The sequence below is a fragment of the Rhodanobacter sp. DHB23 genome, assembly GCF_014842975.1.
Classification (GTDB): domain Bacteria; phylum Pseudomonadota; class Gammaproteobacteria; order Xanthomonadales; family Rhodanobacteraceae; genus Rhodanobacter_A.
In genome coordinates this window covers 202843-219711 of sequence record NZ_JACYXK010000028.1, presented here as the reverse complement: position 1 = coordinate 219711, position 16869 = coordinate 202843, and the positions used below count along the sequence as shown (strand labels likewise).

Below are 16869 nucleotides of genomic sequence, written 5' to 3'. Positions count from 1 at the left end.
GCGAAAGAAATCCTGCTCATTCGTGCATCCGCTGGCCGACGGCCTTCGTATCTGACTCGTACGCCCGAGATCCTTGCATCGACGATGCCGGGGCATGAAGCGTACGTGACGTATGGATCCCCAGGAGGGCACCATGAAACCCACGAAGCGTTCAGTCTTGAGGCTCTTGCCAGCCGCCGTGCTGGCGGCATTTTTTGCCGTCGGCGGCGCCTATGCCCAATCGCTCCAACCCAACCAGACCGAGGGCTTTTCCGCCGGCAAGCTGGTCAAGTTCACCTACCAGCAGAACTTCGCCTGCGTCCATCAGCCCAAGGATGATCTGGACTACAACGGCGTGATGGCACAGTCAGACTCGGGCGAATTCCAGACGCCCATCTGCCAGGCCGGCATCCAGCCCACGATCGACCCAACCGGCGACAACGCGAAGAGAACGGCGATCCTCTACGTGCTGGTGCCGATGTTCTCGCTGGACAAGGACCAGAACTCCAACGACGCCATTCCCTGCCCAACCGGAGTCAGGGCCGCCACGCTGTGCGGACCTGCGCTCGGCAAGGTACTGATCGAGCTGTTCGGCGCGGTCCCCGAGGCCTACAAGATCAAGCCGCTGGTGTTCACGGATTGCCCCGGGCCTGGCTCGATGCCTGGGACATGCACCATGCATGCTTCCACGGTCGATCTCGGCAAGGTGCTGGTCGCGCTCGGCAAACTGCCGGCGCCGGCGACGAATGTCTTCCTGCCCACGCCGAATCACAGCCACGTGATCGCCAGATCGCGCGCGAACACTGAGCGAGCGATCTGGTGGGAAGTGGAACCGGTGCTGGTCACCGATCCTGCCGACTGGCCGGATCAGTCAGGCAACTTCGGCATCACCTCGGTCCGGAAACTGCGTCAGGCCGAGCAACGCGGCCAGGCCGTTCAGGTGCCTTCCAACTTCTTCCTGTTCTTCAGCTCGAAGTCCATGCAGGGCATGCCGGGCATGGATGACCAAGATTAGGCTGAAATGTTGCGTTTCGCCTGCATGGAGCGAAACCGGCTTTTTCCGCTTTGCCATGCAGCCAGTGAACAGGGGATGGCCTGATGCCGGTCTACGAAGAAGCAGGGCAAGTTTCGCGGCGGTAGACGACGAAGCAACGCCACCGCCGCGTTTTTTCCACGCGCAGCAGTACGGGAAAATCCGTAGGATATTCCCGCCACAGGCCGCATCGTGCCGCCTGCCCATCGCTCGCCATGCTGCCTCGACAAGCTAGCGAAGCAATGCTTCCACCATCTGCAGGATGCCCCATAGGCTGGCAATCCAGATGGCTGTGCGCAGATAGGGAATGCCGATGACATAGACCGGCAGGTACGCGAGGCGCGCCCAGAAATAGATCTGCGCGCCGATCAGGGTTTGCGCGCCGGTCTTGTGCATCGCCACCACGGCCAGGGTAGCGGCAGCGAAGAATGCGAAGGTTTCGAGAAAATTGCGGTTGGCGCGATCCGCGCGCGCGGCGTACTTGTTGAGCGGCTGCGGCTCGCCGTCGCGGTTGCCGGCGTTCCACCGTAACCCGCGTTGCCAAGTGCCGAAGCCTGCCGCCACCAGTACATACACCAGACCAAGCACGACCGACCAACACAGCATTTGCAGTTCAACGCTCATAGCAACACCTCCGATGGATGGGGCACCCGCAAGTGTCCTTGCGTGGCCAGACGGAAACGCGCGCAAAGCCCATGAACCAGGCTTCCGAGCGCTTTCACGAATTCACCGCGAAAGCCTGGCTGATCCTGCCCGGCCACAAACGCCCGCTCCCTTCGCCATGCTCCCGGAAACCTCCGAACCCGCTTGATGATCCGCTTCGTGTTCATGAATGAAGCGCAGAGTGGCATCCAGGGCCGTCGAACTGTTGCGTAGCGGATAGGAAAACGACAACAGCAGGCGGATATGGCCGATGCCCGGATACAGATGCACCTCGACCGGTTCGCCGTGCGCGCGCATCCGGCTCGCCAGCGAGCACGCATTTTTCGGCGCCACATAGCGGTCCGTCATCCTCTGCAAAAGCAGCATCGGCGGCTCGTCGCCATCGACGAAATTGACCGGTTGTGAGCGTACCTGCGCTTGCGGCGACGCACCGAACATGCCGACATAGGCGGGCTCGGTCAGCGGCAGGAAATCATACGGGCCGGCCAGCCCGATGAAGCCGGCCAGCCGATCCGGACGCAGGCCGACACCTTCCAGCCAGCGCCCGTCGGTGGCGAGCAGCGCGGCCATATGCGCCCCCGCCGAATGTCCCATCAGGAATAACACTCGTGGATCGCCGCCATAGTCGGCGGCATGGGCGTGCACCCACTCCACGGCATGGCTCGCATCGGACATGAAACCCGCCATGCGCACCTGCGGATACTTGCGGTAGTCGGGAATCGCCACCACCAGCCCACGACGCGCCAACGCCTCGCCCATCCAGCGGTACCACTGGCGTTTACCGTCCTGCCAGCTTCCCCCATAGAAAAACACCACGACCGGCAGATTGTGCGCGCCGCGCGGCGCATAGATGTCCAATGCCAGATGGAGCTCGGGATCAAACACGATGTCCGGATGCACACCGAGCCCCCGGTCAGCGGACGTGACATTGAGGGCGTGAAACAGGCTCGCCTGGCAGCCGCTCAACAGCAACGTCTGCAGCAAGGCCCACAGCGTCACCGCGCAACGTCGTAGCGAACGCGCCCCTGCCGAAATGCCCATGAGTCCCGCCTAGCCGAAGAAGACAGGATAGTTACGCGGCAGACTGCCCACTGGATGCACCGCGATCCGGGTGAACCCGCCAACCGCGGGCTTGATTCGGCCTCCGCGACCGGCCGGCCAGCCGTGCCATCGCATGCATCCAAGGCGCCCTTTCGTTCGTACCTGTCATTGAATCGTCGACAGGCACCCTAATGACACGCTCGCGCCCCCTGCTGAACCCGCCGTCCCCGCCGACTCCCCATCCTGCGGCGGACGGCGCCGCCGTGGTGCCGTCGCGCCGACCGCGACTGCTGCGCGAAGTGCGCCACTGGATCGACAGCAACCCCGACGGAGCACTCGACGAGGCCCGAGCCGACCGCATCGACTGGGTCCGCGGTGCGCCGTTCGTGGCGCTGCACCTGGCCTGCTTGGGCGTGCTCTGGGTCGGCGTGTCACCGACGGCACTGCTCGTGGCCGCCGCGCTGTACGCAGTGCGCATGTTCGCGCTGACCGGTTTCTATCACCGCTACTTCTCGCACCGTACCTTCCGCACCTCGCGCGCGGTGCAGTTCGCGTTCGCGCTGATCGGCGCCGCCTGCGTGCAGCGCGGGCCGCTGTGGTGGGCCGCGCACCACCGCAACCATCACCGCAATGCCGACACCGCACTCGATCCGCATTCGCCCACCGTGTACGGATTCCTGTGGAGCCACATGGGCTGGTTCCTGACGCCGCGGGCGTTTCGCACCGATCTGGAGCGGGTGCCGGATCTGGCGAAATATCCCGAGCTGCGCTGGCTGGACCGTTACGACATCGCCGTACCGGTGCTGCTGGCGGTGGCGCTGTACTTCCTCGGCGTGCTGCTGCACCACGTCGCGCCGCAGCTGCACACCAGCGGCGGACAGATGCTGGTGTGGGGGTTCTTCGTCTCCACCGTGGTGCTGTTCCACGCCACCGTGACGATCAATTCGCTGGCGCACCGCTACGGCTCGCGCCGCTATGCCACCCACGACGACAGCCGCAACAACGTGTGGCTGGCCCTACTCACGTTTGGCGAAGGCTGGCACAACAACCATCACTTCTTCCCTGGCAGCGCACGGCAGGGCTTCCGCTGGTGGGAGGTCGACCTGACCTGGTACGGCTTGAAGCTGATGGCGGTGCTGGGGCTGGTGCACGACCTCAAGCCGGTGCCCGCGTGGGTGCTCACCCGGACGAGGGAGTAAGGCCATGCGCATCGCGGTCATCGGTTCAGGCATCGCGGGGTTGGCGTCAGCGTGGCTGCTCTCGCGTCGGCATGCGGTGACCCTGTTCGAGGTGAACGACTATTTCGGCGGCCATACCCACACCCACGACATCGAGCGGCACGGTCGTCGTTACGCGGTGGACACGGGCTTCATCGTGCACAACCCGGCGCACTACCCGTTGCTGACGCGGCTGTTCGACGAGCTGGGCGTCGCCTCGCAGCCGACCACGATGAGCTTCTCGGTGCGCAACGAGGCGAGCGGGCTGGAATACAACGCCGCCACGCTGGACACGCTGTTTTGCCAGCGCCGCAACCTGCTGTCGCCGCGCTTCCTGGGCATGGTGCGCGACCTGTTCCGCTTCTACCGCGAGGCGCCGGCACTGCTCGACACCACGGAACCCGGACCCACGCTGGGCGACTGGCTCGCCGAGCACCGCTACGGCACCGCCTTCCGCGACGAGCACCTGCTGCCGATGGCGTCGGCGTTGTGGTCGTCGCCGTCGGCGCAGATCCTCGCGTTTCCGGCGCGTTATCTGGTGCAGTTCATGGCCAACCACCAGATGCTGCAGGTGAGCGGCCGCCCCGAATGGCGCGTGGTGCGCGGCGGCTCGGCCAGCTACGTGCACGCGCTGCGTGCGCGCTGGGATGTGCACGAGCGGCTGAACTGTCCCGTGCGTGCGGTGCGCCGCGATGCGGAAGGCGTCGAAGTGCGCAGCACGGCCGGCACCGAGCGTTACGACCAGGTGGTGCTGGCCTGTCACAGCGATCAGGCACTGGCGCTGCTGGCCGACGCCGGCGAGCGCGAGCGCGCGATCCTCGGCGCGATGCCGTACCAGGTCAACGACACCGTGCTGCATACCGACGCCGCCCTGCTGCCGCGCCAGCGCAAGGCGTGGGCGGCGTGGAACGCCTTCGTCCCGCGCGACCCGGGCGACACCTGCACGGTCAGCTACTGCATGAACCTTCTGCAAGGCATCGATTCGCCAGAGCCGTTCGTGGTCACGCTCAACCGCAGCGACGCGATCGATCCGGACAAGATGCTGGCACGCATGCGTTACCACCACCCGGTCTATACGCACGCCTCGGTGACGGCGCAAGCGCGCAAACACGAAATCCAGGGCGTCAACCGCACCTGGTACGCCGGCGCTTACTGGGGCTGGGGTTTCCACGAGGACGGCATGCGCAGCGCGGTGGAGGTGGCGACGGCGCTCGACGCGCCATGGTCGAACGCGTGCACCGTCGTGCCGTTGCGGCCCCGGCAGGAGCGGGTCGCGTGAACGCGTCGGCAACCATCACGACCGCCGTGGCACCCGCCAGCGCCGTCTACGAAGGCACGGTGCTCCATCGCCGGCATGCGCCGCATCCGCACGCGTTCCGCTACCGCATGGCGCAGCTGTATCTCGATCTGGACGAGGTGGATCGCGTGTTCGCCGGGCGCTGGTTGTGGTCGAACGGGCGACGCAACCTCGCCGAGTTCCGCCGCAGCGATTATCTGGGGCCGGCCGAACTGCCGCTGGCCGAGGCGGTGCGCCGGCGCGTCGAGCAGGCCGTGGGGCATCGACCGACCGGACCGATCCGGCTGCTCACCCATCTGCGCTACGCCGGCTTCGTGTTCAACCCGGTGAGCTTCTACTACTGCTACGCGGCGGACGGCTGCACGTTGGATTGCATCGTCGCCGAGATCACCAACACGCCATGGCACGAACGCCACGCCTACGTGCTGCCAGCCGGGACCGCCGCGACGCACGGCCGCACGCTGGGCTGGTCGTTCCCCAAGGTCTTTCACGTCTCGCCGTTCATGTCGATGGATCGCGGCTACGACTGGCGCTTCACCGCACCGGGCGACGAGTTGCACGTGCACATGGACGTGCTGCGCGACGGCGTGCGCGAGTTCGACGCGCATATGCACCTGCAGCGCCTGCCCTTGAGCGGCGCCGCGCTGGCACGCGTGCTGTGGCGCTATCCGCTGATGACCGCTCAGGTGGTCGGCGCGATCCACTGGCAAGCGCTGCGGCTGTGGCTGAAACGCAACCCGGTCCATGACCATCCGCAACCGACCTGAGGCTCACGCATGAACGCCATCGTCAAACAGGACATCGACACCACCCCGCCGTGCGGCCCGCTCGACCGCGTACTGCGCCAGCGCTTGCTTGCGCAGATGAGCGGGCTGCGGCACGGCCGCCTGCTGCTGCAAGATGCACTGGGCACGGTCGTGCTGGGCACGCCGGCCAGCGGCCACGCGGAGCTGGTGGTACATGTCGAGGTGCTTGATCCCGGCTTCTACCGCGCGCTGGCCACCCACGGCAGCGTGGGCGCGGGCGAGGCGTACATGGATGGCCTGTGGCATTGCGACGACCTGGTCGGCCTGATCCGTCTGCTGGTGCGCAACCGCGATCTGCTCGACGGCATGGAAACCGGATGGGCGCGCCTGGGCGGCATGGCGCTACGCGCATGGCACGCCCTGCAGCGCAATACGCCCAGCGGCAGCCGCCGCAACATCGCCGCGCACTACGACCTCGGCAACGATTTCTTCGGCCTGTTCCTGTCCAGCGACCTGATGTATTCCTCGGCACTGTGGGAAGGCGCCGACGACACGCTGGAAGCGGCTTCCGTGCGCAAACTGGATGCGATATGCCGCCGCCTCGCGCTGCAGCCCGGCGACCGCGTGATCGAGATCGGCACCGGCTGGGGCGGCTTCGCGCTGCATGCGGCGCGGCATTACGGTTGCCACGTCACCACCACCACCATCTCGCGCGAGCAGCACGTGCTGGCCAGCGAGCGCGTGGCCGCGGCCGGCCTGCAGGACCGCGTGACCTTGCTGCTCAAGGACTACCGCGACCTCGAGGGCAGCTACGACAAGCTGGTCTCGATCGAGATGGTCGAGGCGATCGGCGCCGAATACCTGGACGTCTATTTCGCCAAGCTCGGTGCGCTGCTGAAACCGGATGGTCTTGCCCTGCTGCAGGCGATCACCATCGAGGATCATCGCTACGCACAGGCGCTGAAGTCGGTGGACTTCATCAAGCGCCACGTGTTTCCCGGCAGCTTCATTCCCTCGGTCAGCGCGATGCTCGCGGCGAAGACCCGCGCCAGCAACCTGGGCCTGATCGCGCTGCAGGACTTCGGCGATTCCTACGCGCGCACCCTGCACGCCTGGCGCGAGCGCTTCATGGCGCGGCTCGGCGAGGTGCGTGCGCAGGGTTTCGACGAGCGCTTCATCCGCCGCTGGGAGTTCTACCTCGCCTATTGCGAAGGCGGTTTCCGCGAACGCTCGATCGGTGTGGCGCACCTGCTGCTGGCCAAGCCCGGTTACCGCCGCGGCAGTGCGGAGCCAGCCGCATGATGTTCTGGATCACCCTGATCGCCTACGAGGCGGTGTGGTTCGTCAGCGTGATTGGTGCCGGGCGCGGCCTGTCGTGGCCGGCGCTGCTGGCGGTGGCGCTGTTCGCGGCGTGGCGGCTGCGCGTGTCCACGCGGCGCAGTGTGGATGTGCGGCTGATGGGGTTGGCGTTCGCGCTGGGCCTGCTGTTCGACGGCGTAGCGGTGCGCAGCGGCCTGCTGGTCTATGCGGCAGCCTGGGCCGCCGGCTTCGCGCCGGCGTGGATCCTCGCGCTGTGGCTGGCCTTCGCGCTGACCATCGTGCCGCTGTTCGGCTACCTGCAAGGGCGACCGTGGCTGGCTGTGGCCTTCGGCGCGATCGGCGGACCGCTCGCTTATCTCGGCGCCGCACGCGGCTGGCAGGCGGTGCGCTTCGCGCCGCCGGCCTGGCATGCGCTGCTGTGGCTGGCGCTGGGTTGGGGCATCTCGCTGCCGCTGCTGACCACGCTGGCGCGGCGCTGGTCGCGCGGCACCGCACATCCGCTGCTGCGGAGCGCGCCATGAATCCGTGGGTGGCACTCCTTTTCCTGTGGCTGTTCGCCGCCGCGATGATGACGGCGGGCTGGCAGTGGCAGCGACGCCATACCAATACCGGCATCGTCGATGTGCTGTGGGCCGCCGGTCTGGGCGGCGGCGCCGTGTGGCTGGCCATCGTCGGCGAAGGCGCCATCGCGCCACGCGTGCTGCTCGCCGCGTGCGGCGGCCTGTGGGGCGCGCGGCTGGCGCGGCATCTTTGGCGGCGCGTGCGCCATGCCGCCGAGGACGGCCGCTACGCGCAGATGCGCGCACACTGGCAGGACGATCAACGCAAGCTGTTCGCGTTCTTCCAGTTCCAGGCCGCGCTGATCGTGCTGTTCGCGCTGCCGTTCGTGGCGGTGGCGCGCAATCCGGCGCAGTCACCCGGCTGGCTGTTCGCGGGTGCCGCGATCTGGCTAGTCAGCGTGCTGGGCGAGTCGCTCGCCGACCGCCAGCTGGCGCGCTTTCGCGCCCGCCCCGCGAACCATGGCAAGACCTTCCGCGCGGGCTTGTGGCGCTGGTCGCGGCACCCGAACTACTTCTTCGAATGGCTGCACTGGTTCGCCTACGTGTGCGTTGCCGTGGACTCGCCGATCGGGTGGCTGGCGTGGTCGGGGCCGCTGCTGATGTACGTGTTCCTGCGCTGGATCAGCGGCATCCCTTGGACCGAGGCGCAGGCGCTGCGCACGCGCGGCGACGACTACCGCGCCTATCAGCGCGACACGCCGATGCTGTTTCCCTGGTTTCCCAGACATTCGCGCAAGACGAGGAGCAAGGCATGAATACCGTCGTGATGGATACGCCCGAGCTGGCGCCGGACCGGCTCGCGCCCGGCGTGCTCGGCCTAGCCGAGCGCGGCCTGATTCCCGACGCGCTGCTGCGTTACGGCATCCGGCAGATGTGTGCGCAGCGCCTGCGCGAGGAACGCGCCGGTGGCCTCGCCGCACAGGCCGAACGTTTCGACCGGCGCATCGCCGAATTGCGCCACAGCCCGGTGGCGATCCACACCGAGGCAGCGAACGCGCAGCACTACGAGTTGCCGGCGGCATTCTTCAAGTTGTGCCTGGGGCCGCGATTGAAGTATTCCGGCTGCTGGTATCCGCGTGGCGACGAATCGCTGGGCGAAGCGGAGGACGCCATGCTGCGCCTGTACGGGGAGCGTGCCGAGCTGTGCAACGGCCAGCGCATCCTCGAACTCGGCTGCGGCTGGGGATCGCTCACGCTGTGGATGGCCGAGCAGTATCCCGACGCGTACATCACTGCCGTTTCCAACTCGCACGGCCAGCGCCGGCACATCGAGGCGCAGTGCCGGCAGCGCGACCTGCACAACGTGCGCGTGATTACCGAGGACGCCAACACGCTGGCGCTGGACGCCGTGCAGTTCGACCGTTGCGTGTCGGTGGAGATGTTCGAGCACATGCGCAACTACCAGACCCTGCTGGGCCGCATCGCGCAATGGCTGAAGCCCGGCGGCAAGCTGTTCGTGCACATCTTCGCGCACCGCACGCTGATGTATCCGTTCGAGACCGCAGGCGAGGACAACTGGATGGGGCGTCATTTCTTCACCGGCGGCCTGATGCCGGCGGCGGACACCTTGCTGCATTTCCAACAGGCGCTGCAGATCGAACAGCGCTGGCTGATCGACGGCACGCATTACCAGAAGAACGCCAACCACTGGCTGCAGCGGCAGGATGATCAGCGCGACGCCGTGATGGCGGTGCTGAAGGAAGCCTATGGCGAACACGCCGCGCTGTGGTTCCAGCGCTGGCGCATGTTCTGGATGTCTTGCGCCGAATTGTTCGGCTACGCCGACGGCCAGGAGTGGCTGGTGGCGCACTACCGCTTCGCGCGCCCGTGATTCCCGCCAGCCGCAATCGCCGAGGAGCTTCCGCCATGCGTATCTGCCTGCGATATGCGTTGATCCTGGCCTTGCTGCTCGGCGCGGGCACGGCTTGCGCCGACGAGCTGCCGCCGATCAAGCCGGTGGCTCATGTGGATCTGCCGCGTTTCATGGGTCCGTGGTACCTGATCGTGACCATTCCCACCATGTTCGAGAAGCATGCGTTCAACGCGGTGGAAACGTACACGCTGCAACCGGACGGCAACATCCACACCACGTTCCGTTTCAACAACGGAGCCTTCGACGGCCCGGTCAAGCACATCCAGTCCACCGGTTACGTGCATGCCGGCAGCGGCAACGCGGTGTGGGGCGTGAAACTGTTCTGGGGCTTCAAGGCGCAATACATCGTGGCCTGGCTGAAACCCGATTACAGCGAAATGATCGTGGCGCGCGACAAGCGCGATTACACTTGGGTGTTCGCGCGCACGCCGAGTGTGTCGCCGGCCGATTATGCGGCGCTGATCACGCGGGTCAAGGCGCTCGGCTACGACATATCGAAGTTGCGCAAGGTGCCGCAGCAGTGGCCCGCAACCGGGGCCCATCCATGAGCAGCATCACGGAAACTGCATCCACGCGGGCGCAGGTTACGCAACTGCGCTGAGGTTGCTTCATTCCCATTGGGGCACAACGCACGATGACGAGACGCGCTCACATGACGGTGATGAACACCTCCCTACCCGCGATAACCCACCCTAATCGTCCTGTCTGGGAGTCCGCTTTCGGCAGCCAGAAGCGGACATCGCCGTGATGACTCACGAAGCCGTGAAGGTATTTGTGGAGAAAGAGGCACCAAAGCATTCTTGAGGCAGGCGCCCAAGCCCTCATCGGGCCAGGTAGAAATCCATGGGGATAAGCTCGACGGCCCATCCGCCTTCTTCGCCCAGCGTGGCGGCCGGGTGCATGGATGCGATGTGTAGCGCCTCGTCGCGGCTGTCCGCCTCGATGATGAACAGGCCGCCCACCACTTCCTTCGACTCGGTGTAAGGCCCATCGCTGACGTGCGTCTTGCCGCTGCGCGGGCGAAGCGTCCTCCAGGTGTCCAGATCGCCGAGCGAGGCGGAAACCAGAACCTTGCCGGTAGCACGCATCTTCTCGTCCAATGCCGGGCATTGGCCTACCAATGCCTTGACATCGTCTGGCGCCATCGCAGCGAATTTTTCGGGGGTGAAGTAGGCCAGGCCGAGGTATTTCATGGGAGATCCTTTGGATGGGATGCACTGACGACGAAGCTGATGATCGGAAATCGACAAGGCTGTGGGAAAGCTTGTAGCGGGTCACGACCGAGCTGTCCGTTTTGGGTCGAAGCACGCACCACCTCTACCCCGATAGCCCCGTCCAGTTATCCTCTCAGTCATCTGAAGTTCCGGCTTCGTACATCCAGGCTGCTCAGCAGCGGCGTCAGGTCATGCAGATGTCGGGCGATCAAGTGGCGCACGCCGCTCTCGGCTTCCAGCGTGCCCTTCACCATCAGGAGCCGCGATTCCAGGAAGGGGCGACGCTGCCGCTCGGCCAGTTGGCGCCAGACCACCACGTTGATCATGCCGTGTTCGTCTTCCAGCGTGACGAAGGTGACGCCACTGGCGGTCTGCGGCCGCTGGCGGCCGATCACCAGTCCGGCTGCGATGATGTGACGCCCGGGTGGGATGTCCACCAGCTCCTTCGAGCTACGACAGCGTCGCGCCCGCAGTTGCGCGCGCAGCAGGGCCAGCGGGTGGCGTCCCAGCGTGGTGCCGAGCGTGGCGTAGTCCGCCTGGAGATCCTCGCCGATACCGGGTAGCGGCAAGACCACTTGCTGCTCATGTGACTGCGTGGCCGCGCCAAACAGGGGACGTTGTTCCTCCACGCCCGCCACCGCCCAGCGCGCCCGGTGCCGGTGGCCGGCCAAGCCGCGTAGCGTGCCGGCATCGGCCAACCGTTCACGTGCACGCGTGTTGAGTGCTGCCCGCTCGCACAGGTCCGCGATGTCGACGAATGCGTGCTCTGCCCTCGCCCGCTCGATACGCCGCGCATCGTCCTCTCGGAGGCCACGCACCATGCGCAGGCCCATGCGCAGGGCATGGCCGCCGCGCCGATCGGGTTCCAGCGTGCAGTCCCATTCGCTGTAACGCACATCCGCCGGTAGCACGGCCACGCCATGACGGCGCACGTCCTGCAGCAACTGATCCGGGCTGTAGAAACCCATTGGCTGACTGTTGATCAGCGCGCAGGTGAAGGCCGCCGGGTAGTGGCGCTTGAGCCAGCAACTGGCGTACGTGAGCAGCGCGAAGCTGGCCGCATGCGACTCCGGGAAACCGTAGCTGCCGAAGCCCTTGATCTGCTCGAAGATGCGCGCAGCGAAGTCCGCCGAGTAGCCGCGCTCCAGCATGCCCCGGGTCAGCTTGTCGCGGTGGTGCTCCAGGCCGCCATGGCGCTTCCACGCCGCCATTGAGCGGCGCAGGTCGTCCGATTCGCCCGGCGTGTAGCCGGCCGCCACCACCGCCAGCTGCATCACCTGTTCCTGGAACAGCGGCACGCCAAGCGTGCGCTCGAACACCTTGCGCAACGCCTCCGAGGGATAGCTCACCGGCTCCTCGCCGGTGCGCCGGCGCAGGTAGGGATGCACCATGTCGCCCTGGATCGGCCCCGGCCGCACGATCGCCACCTCGATCACCAGGTCGTAAAAGTTGCGCGGCTTGAGCCGCGGTAGCATCGCCATCTGCGCCCGCGACTCGATCTGGAACACGCCGATCGTGTCGGCCTTGCTGATCATCGCGTAGGTGTCGGGATCCTCTGGCGGGATGGTCGCCAGCGTCAGCGCGCGTCCGTGATGGCGCTCGACCAGGTCGAGGCAGCGACGCAAGGCGCTCAGCATGCCCAGCGCCAGGATGTCGACCTTCAGCAGGCCTACCGCATCGAGATCGTCCTTGTCCCACTGCACCACCGTGCGGCCTTCCATGGTGGCGTTCTCCACCGGCACCAGATCGTGCAGCGGCTGCTCGGAGATCACGAAGCCGCCCGGATGTTGCGACAGGTGGCGCGGGAAGCCGATCAGCTCGGCGGTGAGCACCAGCACCCGGTGCAGCAGCGGGCTGTCCGGATCGAAGCCCTGCTCGCGCAGCTGCGTAGTCGGTGGCAGCGCATCGCTCCAGCGCCCGAAGCAGTTGGCCAACGCGTCGACCTGGTCATGCGGCAGCCCCAGCACACGGGCCACGTCGCGCACGGCGCCGGCGCCGTGATAGGTACTGGCCACCGCGGTGATCGCCGCCCGATGACGGCCATAGCGCGCGAACACGTACTGGATGACTTCCTCGCGCCGTTCGTGCTCGAAGTCGACGTCGATGTCCGGCGGCTCGTCTCGCTCCTTCGAGACGAAGCGCTCGAACAGCATGCCGATGCGCTCGGGATCGATCTCGGTGATGCCCAGCGCGTAGCAGACCACCGAGTTCGCGGCCGAGCCGCGCCCCTGGCACAGGATGCGTTGGCTGCGGGCATGGCGCACGATGTCGTGCACGGTGAGGAAGTAGCTCTCGTAACCGAGCTCGGCGACTAGCGCCAACTCTTTCTCGACCAGGTGGCGCGCCTTCGTCGGGATGCCGCCTGGCCAGCGCCAGTGCAGGCCTTGCTCGGTCAGCTCACGCAGCCAGGAGGCCGGCGTGTGCCCGTTGGGCACCAGCTCACGTGGGTATTGATAGCGCAGCTGGCCGAGGTCGAACGTGCAACGCCGGGCGATGCGCACGGACTCCGCCCGCAGCTCGGGGGGATACAGCTCGGCCAGCGCGGATAGCGATCGCAGGTGACGCTCGCCATTCGGGAACAGTCGCTCGCCCGCCTCGGCCACGGTGGTGCGATGCCGGATCGCCGTCATCACATCCTGCAGCGCACGGCGCCCGCGCGCATGCATGTGGACGTCACCGGCGGCAACCAGCGGCAACTGCAGCGACTGGCCCAGGGCCTGCAACCGCGCCAGCCGCGCCGCGTCGTCCGGACCGCGGTGCAGTTCCACCGCGATCCACAGCCGTTGCGGGAAGCGCGCACGCAACCACTCCCCTTCCCGCGCGTCGTCCGGATCGTCCGGCACCCACAGTGCGAGCAGGCCATCCGTCGCGTCCGGGAAGTCTTCCCGCAGCAGGCGATAGCTGCCCTTCGGCGCACGCCGGCGCGCGGCGGTGATGAGTCGGCACAGCACCCGGTAACCCGCGATGTGCTCTACCAGCAGCACCAGTTTCGGGCCGCCGTCGATCCGCACTTCGCTGCCTACGAGCAGCGGCAGGTCCGCCGCCTTCGCGGCCTGCCAGGCGCGCACGATGCCGGCCAGCGTGCACTCGTCGGTGATCGCCAGCGCCTGGTAGCCGTGATGTTTCGCGCGCTCGAACAGCTCGTGCGCGCTCGACGCCCCGCGCTGGAAACTGAAGTTCGACAAGCAATGCAGCTCGGCGTAGCTCATGCGAACCAGCCGTGCAGCATGAAGCCCCCGCCATCGACCGGGCGAAACACCCAAGCGTACTGCCCGGTCGCCAGTCGCGCGCGGTAGTAGTCGCGGCGCACGTCCCCGCCATCCCACCAGCCGCTCTCGATGCGCTCGGGTCCGGCGAGGAGTTGGGGCATCGGTCCGCGCAACGGCACGGGCTTCGCCAACAGCCAACCTGGGCGCGAACCGGCCGCGGCACCAAACGAAGGCGCCTCACGCCGCGCCGGAACCTCCGGCGGACTGAGCGAGGCACACTCCGGGCGATGGTCGGCCTGCACCTGCACGCCGTGCACGGCGTCCTCGCCCAGCCGCGCGCGCAAGCGTTCGCGCAGTTGCTCCCACGGCATCGCCTGCTGCGGCCGCGGGTCGAACAGCTCGCGATGCACCGGCACGAAGGGCGGCAGCTCGTCGGCGCAGAGCGCGATCGCGCGGACCGGCGCCGGCAGCTGCACCTGCTCCAGCCGGCCGCGCGCGAGTTCGAACAACAGCGCTGCGTTACGCTCGGGGGTGAGCAGACCGACCGGCACCCGGGTACGGGCGTCGTGGTCGTGTTCCAGCTGCAGGACGAAGCGCTGCACGCCGCCGTCGCGGCTGGCCAGGAAGGCGGCCAGATCCGCGGTCAGCCGCTTCAGCGGAAACAGCAGCGCCTGGGACGATTCGACTTCATGGCCGAGCTCGATCCGTGGGTCGAAGCGATCGGGCGGACGATAGATTTCCAGCGCCACGTCGCGCTCGCCCAGCAAGGCATCGAGGTGACGCAGCACCTCGGCCGGGAAGCGTCGCGCCAGACCATCGCGCGGCAGTGCCCACACCTGGCGTAGCGTGCGCAGGCCCATGCGTGCGAAGGCGGTGGCCGTGTCCACCGCGAGGCCTGCACGCTGGATCGGCAACTGCCCGAGCGCGCGCCGCAGCGGCGCGTCGCCGTCGATGGCCAGCCCGTCGTGTGCATTGGCCAGCACGCGCGCTGCCACCGGGTGGGGCGCGGCCACGATGCGGTGCCGGAAACCGAGGGACGTCAGTTCCTCACGCAATCGCGCCTCGAAGCGCGGCCACGGCCCGAACAGTCCCAGGCTACCCTGGATTTCCAGCATCAGCGCGTGCGGGAACTGCAGGCTGACCTGCGAGCTGAAGCCGTAGGCCCAGCTGGCCAGAAAGCGGTGCCAGCGCGCCTCATCTTCAGGGCGGTACGCGTCCGTCGCGAATCCATGGGCCAGTGCCTGCGCCGCGGTCAGCGGCATGCCACGGCGCAGGCCCAATGCCCGTGCCGAGGGACTGACCGCATGCAGGATGCGCCGTTGCGCCGATCCGCCGACCAGCACGCGGGGCGCGTCCGGATCCGCGCAGCGGCGAAGCACGCCGTCCAGCGCCAGCTGTGGCAACAGGATGCAGGCCCAGCGCATGGCTCATCCCGCTCCCCAGGGAATCGGCTGCGTCGGCGCCGCCCCGCCGCGGCACTTGAGCACGCGCCATTGCGTCGGCGCCGCATCGATGGCGATGCGTAGCGCCGCCGGTGACGGATGGATGGCCGCGTCGAGCGATCGCGTCGCGAACGCCAGGGTGCGTCCCGAGGCGGCCGCGACCTGCAGGCGGCGCAGTGCACGGTCGTCGGCGCCCAGCGGCCAGCACAGCACGGCGCCGCAGCTGCCCGAGCGCAGGCATTGCTCGGTCGCCCACAATGCATCGCGCGGTGTGTCAGTGCGCACGACCTGCAACTGGCGCAGGTCTACCCCGGCCTGCTGCCATGCTGGCGCGAACGGCAAGTACGGCGGCGCGACCAGCACGATGCGCTCGCCCGCCTGCGACAAGCGCGCCAGGGTGGGCCACAGCAGTTGCAATTCGCCGACGCCGTCGGCCGGAATCAGGAGCTCGCTCAGCGCGGCTTCGGGCCAGCCGCCACTGGGCAACACCGCGTCCAGGCCGGCATGGCCGGTGGGCTGCGCCCCAGCCGGCGGCGCCACCGGCCGACCACGCCAGACCTGCCGCTGGTGCAGCAGTGCATCGATCGCCACCACCGCGCCCATGTCACCCCCGGCGGACCAGGCCGCAGAACACACCCTCGATGGCAAAGTCCTGCCCGCGTCGCACCTCGATCGGCGCGTAGGCCGGATTGCGCGGCAACAGCCGGATCCCGCCCTTGCCGCGGGCAAGACGCTTGATCGTCAGTTCACCCTCGAGCCGGGCCACCACCACCTGCCCGTCGCGCGCCTCGGGCGTACGTCGCACACCGACCAGATCCCCGTCGAGGATGCCGTCCTCGATCATCGAATCGCCCTGCACCCGCAGCAGGTAGTCCGGTCGCGTCGAAAACAGTCGCGCGTCGAGCGCCAGCGTGTCGACCAGACCGGCATCGGCGCCGATCGGCGGACCGGCCGCCACCCGTCCCAACACCGGCACCTGCAGCAGGTCGGCACGCGCGCGCAAACCGGCCGGGCGAATGCCACGCGCCTGTCCGGACGCCACCTCGATCAGTCCCGCCTCGGCCAACGCCAGCACGTGCTTGCGCGCAGCGCCGCGCGAGGCCAGACCAGCGGCCTCGGCAATTTCGGCCAGGGACGGCGGTTGGCCCTGCCCCGACACTCTTTCGCGGATGAAGGTGAGGACGGCGGCGCGGCGGGGGCTGAGGTCGGGCATGGAGTACATTTGTACTCCGCCCGCGTCATCTTGGCTAGAGCTGCAAACCAAAGGGAGGATCC

The 16869-nt window shown here is 67.4% G+C and carries 16 protein-coding genes; 9 read left to right on the top strand and 7 right to left on the bottom strand.

Annotated elements, in window-relative coordinates; genetic code table 11:
- Positions 1-133: 133 nt before the first annotated feature.
- Positions 134-994 carry a hypothetical protein gene (locus IHE47_RS12835; RefSeq protein ID WP_192106396.1) on the top strand — a complete coding sequence of 287 codons (861 nt, stop codon included), beginning with the start codon at positions 134-136 and terminating at the stop codon, positions 992-994.
- 249 nt (positions 995-1243) lie between these two features.
- On the opposite strand, the gene IHE47_RS12830 is transcribed toward IHE47_RS12835, so the two are convergent.
- Positions 1244-1636 (bottom strand): MAPEG family protein, encoded by a 393-nt coding sequence (locus tag IHE47_RS12830; RefSeq protein WP_192106394.1) that lies wholly within the window; start codon positions 1634-1636, stop codon positions 1244-1246.
- 102 nt (positions 1637-1738) lie between these two features.
- Complete coding sequence (locus IHE47_RS12825; RefSeq protein WP_192106392.1) at positions 1739-2716, bottom strand: alpha/beta hydrolase; 978 nt, start codon at positions 2714-2716, stop codon at positions 1739-1741.
- 191 nt (positions 2717-2907) lie between these two features.
- Here IHE47_RS12825 and IHE47_RS12820 point away from each other — a divergent pair, with 191 nt between their 5' ends.
- From IHE47_RS12820 to IHE47_RS12785, 8 genes are read left to right on the top strand one after another with little or no spacing between them, the layout of a single operon-like run.
- Positions 2908-3915: a fatty acid desaturase gene (locus tag IHE47_RS12820; RefSeq protein ID WP_192106390.1), complete on the top strand. Its 1008-nt coding sequence runs from the start codon at positions 2908-2910 to the stop codon at positions 3913-3915.
- Positions 3916-3919: 4 nt separating this feature from the next.
- A complete protein-coding gene (locus IHE47_RS12815) occupies positions 3920-5212 on the top strand; it encodes an FAD-dependent oxidoreductase (RefSeq protein WP_192106388.1) in 1293 nt (430 codons plus the stop codon).
- Positions 5209-5997 (top strand): DUF1365 domain-containing protein, encoded by a 789-nt coding sequence (locus tag IHE47_RS12810; protein ID WP_343227479.1) that lies wholly within the window; start codon positions 5209-5211, stop codon positions 5995-5997. Before IHE47_RS12815 ends, IHE47_RS12810 begins: the two co-directional genes overlap by 4 nt.
- Positions 5998-6006: 9 nt before the next feature.
- Positions 6007-7278, top strand: coding sequence for a cyclopropane-fatty-acyl-phospholipid synthase family protein (locus IHE47_RS12805; RefSeq protein WP_192106384.1), 1272 nt, complete (start codon positions 6007-6009; stop codon positions 7276-7278).
- Positions 7275-7817 carry a DUF2878 domain-containing protein gene (locus IHE47_RS12800; RefSeq protein ID WP_192106382.1) on the top strand — a complete coding sequence of 181 codons (543 nt, stop codon included), beginning with the start codon at positions 7275-7277 and terminating at the stop codon, positions 7815-7817. The genes IHE47_RS12805 and IHE47_RS12800 overlap by 4 nt, the downstream gene beginning before the upstream one ends.
- On the top strand, positions 7814-8611 hold the full coding sequence (locus tag IHE47_RS12795; RefSeq protein WP_192106380.1) for a DUF1295 domain-containing protein: 798 nt from the start codon (positions 7814-7816) through the stop codon (positions 8609-8611). Before IHE47_RS12800 ends, IHE47_RS12795 begins: the two co-directional genes overlap by 4 nt.
- 11 nt (positions 8612-8622) lie before the next feature.
- Complete coding sequence (locus tag IHE47_RS12790; protein WP_225561911.1) at positions 8623-9687, top strand: class I SAM-dependent methyltransferase; 1065 nt, start codon at positions 8623-8625, stop codon at positions 9685-9687.
- Positions 9688-9722: 35 nt separating this feature from the next.
- Positions 9723-10277 carry a lipocalin family protein gene (locus IHE47_RS12785; protein ID WP_192106376.1) on the top strand — a complete coding sequence of 185 codons (555 nt, stop codon included), beginning with the start codon at positions 9723-9725 and terminating at the stop codon, positions 10275-10277.
- A 273-nt stretch (positions 10278-10550) separates the two neighbouring features.
- Here the strand turns inward: IHE47_RS12785 and IHE47_RS12780 are convergent, their stop codons facing one another.
- The 5 genes from IHE47_RS12780 to lexA form a co-directional block, all read right to left on the bottom strand.
- Positions 10551-10922, bottom strand: a complete 372-nt coding sequence (locus IHE47_RS12780) for a YciI family protein (protein WP_192106374.1) — start codon at positions 10920-10922, stop codon at positions 10551-10553.
- Positions 10923-11080: 158 nt separating this feature from the next.
- A complete protein-coding gene (locus IHE47_RS12775; protein ID WP_192106372.1) occupies positions 11081-14152 on the bottom strand; it encodes an error-prone DNA polymerase in 3072 nt (1023 codons plus the stop codon).
- Positions 14149-15576 carry a DNA polymerase Y family protein gene (locus IHE47_RS12770; protein WP_192106370.1) on the bottom strand — a complete coding sequence of 476 codons (1428 nt, stop codon included), beginning with the start codon at positions 15574-15576 and terminating at the stop codon, positions 14149-14151. Before IHE47_RS12770 ends, IHE47_RS12775 begins: the two co-directional genes overlap by 4 nt.
- A 3-nt stretch (positions 15577-15579) precedes the next feature.
- Positions 15580-16197 (bottom strand): translesion DNA synthesis-associated protein ImuA, encoded by a 618-nt coding sequence (imuA, locus tag IHE47_RS12765; RefSeq protein WP_192106368.1) that lies wholly within the window; start codon positions 16195-16197, stop codon positions 15580-15582.
- 1 nt (position 16198) lies between these two features.
- Positions 16199-16807, bottom strand: a complete 609-nt coding sequence (gene lexA / locus IHE47_RS12760; protein WP_225561864.1) for a transcriptional repressor LexA — start codon at positions 16805-16807, stop codon at positions 16199-16201.
- Positions 16808-16869 lie beyond the last annotated feature (62 nt).

Coding starts and splice junctions, on each gene's coding strand:
- IHE47_RS12805 (WP_192106384.1), top strand. CDS start 6,007: ATGAACGCCATCGTCAAACAGGACATCGACACCACCCCGCCGTGCGGC.
- IHE47_RS12780 (WP_192106374.1), bottom strand. CDS start 10,922: ATGAAATACCTCGGCCTGGCCTACTTCACCCCCGAAAAATTCGCTGCG.
- IHE47_RS12835 (WP_192106396.1), top strand. CDS start 134: ATGAAACCCACGAAGCGTTCAGTCTTGAGGCTCTTGCCAGCCGCCGTG.
- IHE47_RS12815 (WP_192106388.1), top strand. CDS start 3,920: ATGCGCATCGCGGTCATCGGTTCAGGCATCGCGGGGTTGGCGTCAGCG.
- IHE47_RS12800 (WP_192106382.1), top strand. CDS start 7,275: ATGATGTTCTGGATCACCCTGATCGCCTACGAGGCGGTGTGGTTCGTC.
- IHE47_RS12770 (WP_192106370.1), bottom strand. CDS start 15,576: ATGCGCTGGGCCTGCATCCTGTTGCCACAGCTGGCGCTGGACGGCGTG.
- IHE47_RS12790 (WP_225561911.1), top strand. CDS start 8,623: ATGGATACGCCCGAGCTGGCGCCGGACCGGCTCGCGCCCGGCGTGCTC.
- IHE47_RS12775 (WP_192106372.1), bottom strand. CDS start 14,152: ATGAGCTACGCCGAGCTGCATTGCTTGTCGAACTTCAGTTTCCAGCGC.
- IHE47_RS12830 (WP_192106394.1), bottom strand. CDS start 1,636: ATGAGCGTTGAACTGCAAATGCTGTGTTGGTCGGTCGTGCTTGGTCTG.
- IHE47_RS12785 (WP_192106376.1), top strand. CDS start 9,723: ATGCGTATCTGCCTGCGATATGCGTTGATCCTGGCCTTGCTGCTCGGC.
- imuA (WP_192106368.1), bottom strand. CDS start 16,197: ATGGGCGCGGTGGTGGCGATCGATGCACTGCTGCACCAGCGGCAGGTC.
- IHE47_RS12825 (WP_192106392.1), bottom strand. CDS start 2,716: ATGGGCATTTCGGCAGGGGCGCGTTCGCTACGACGTTGCGCGGTGACG.
- IHE47_RS12795 (WP_192106380.1), top strand. CDS start 7,814: ATGAATCCGTGGGTGGCACTCCTTTTCCTGTGGCTGTTCGCCGCCGCG.
- IHE47_RS12820 (WP_192106390.1), top strand. CDS start 2,908: ATGACACGCTCGCGCCCCCTGCTGAACCCGCCGTCCCCGCCGACTCCC.
- lexA (WP_225561864.1), bottom strand. CDS start 16,807: ATGCCCGACCTCAGCCCCCGCCGCGCCGCCGTCCTCACCTTCATCCGC.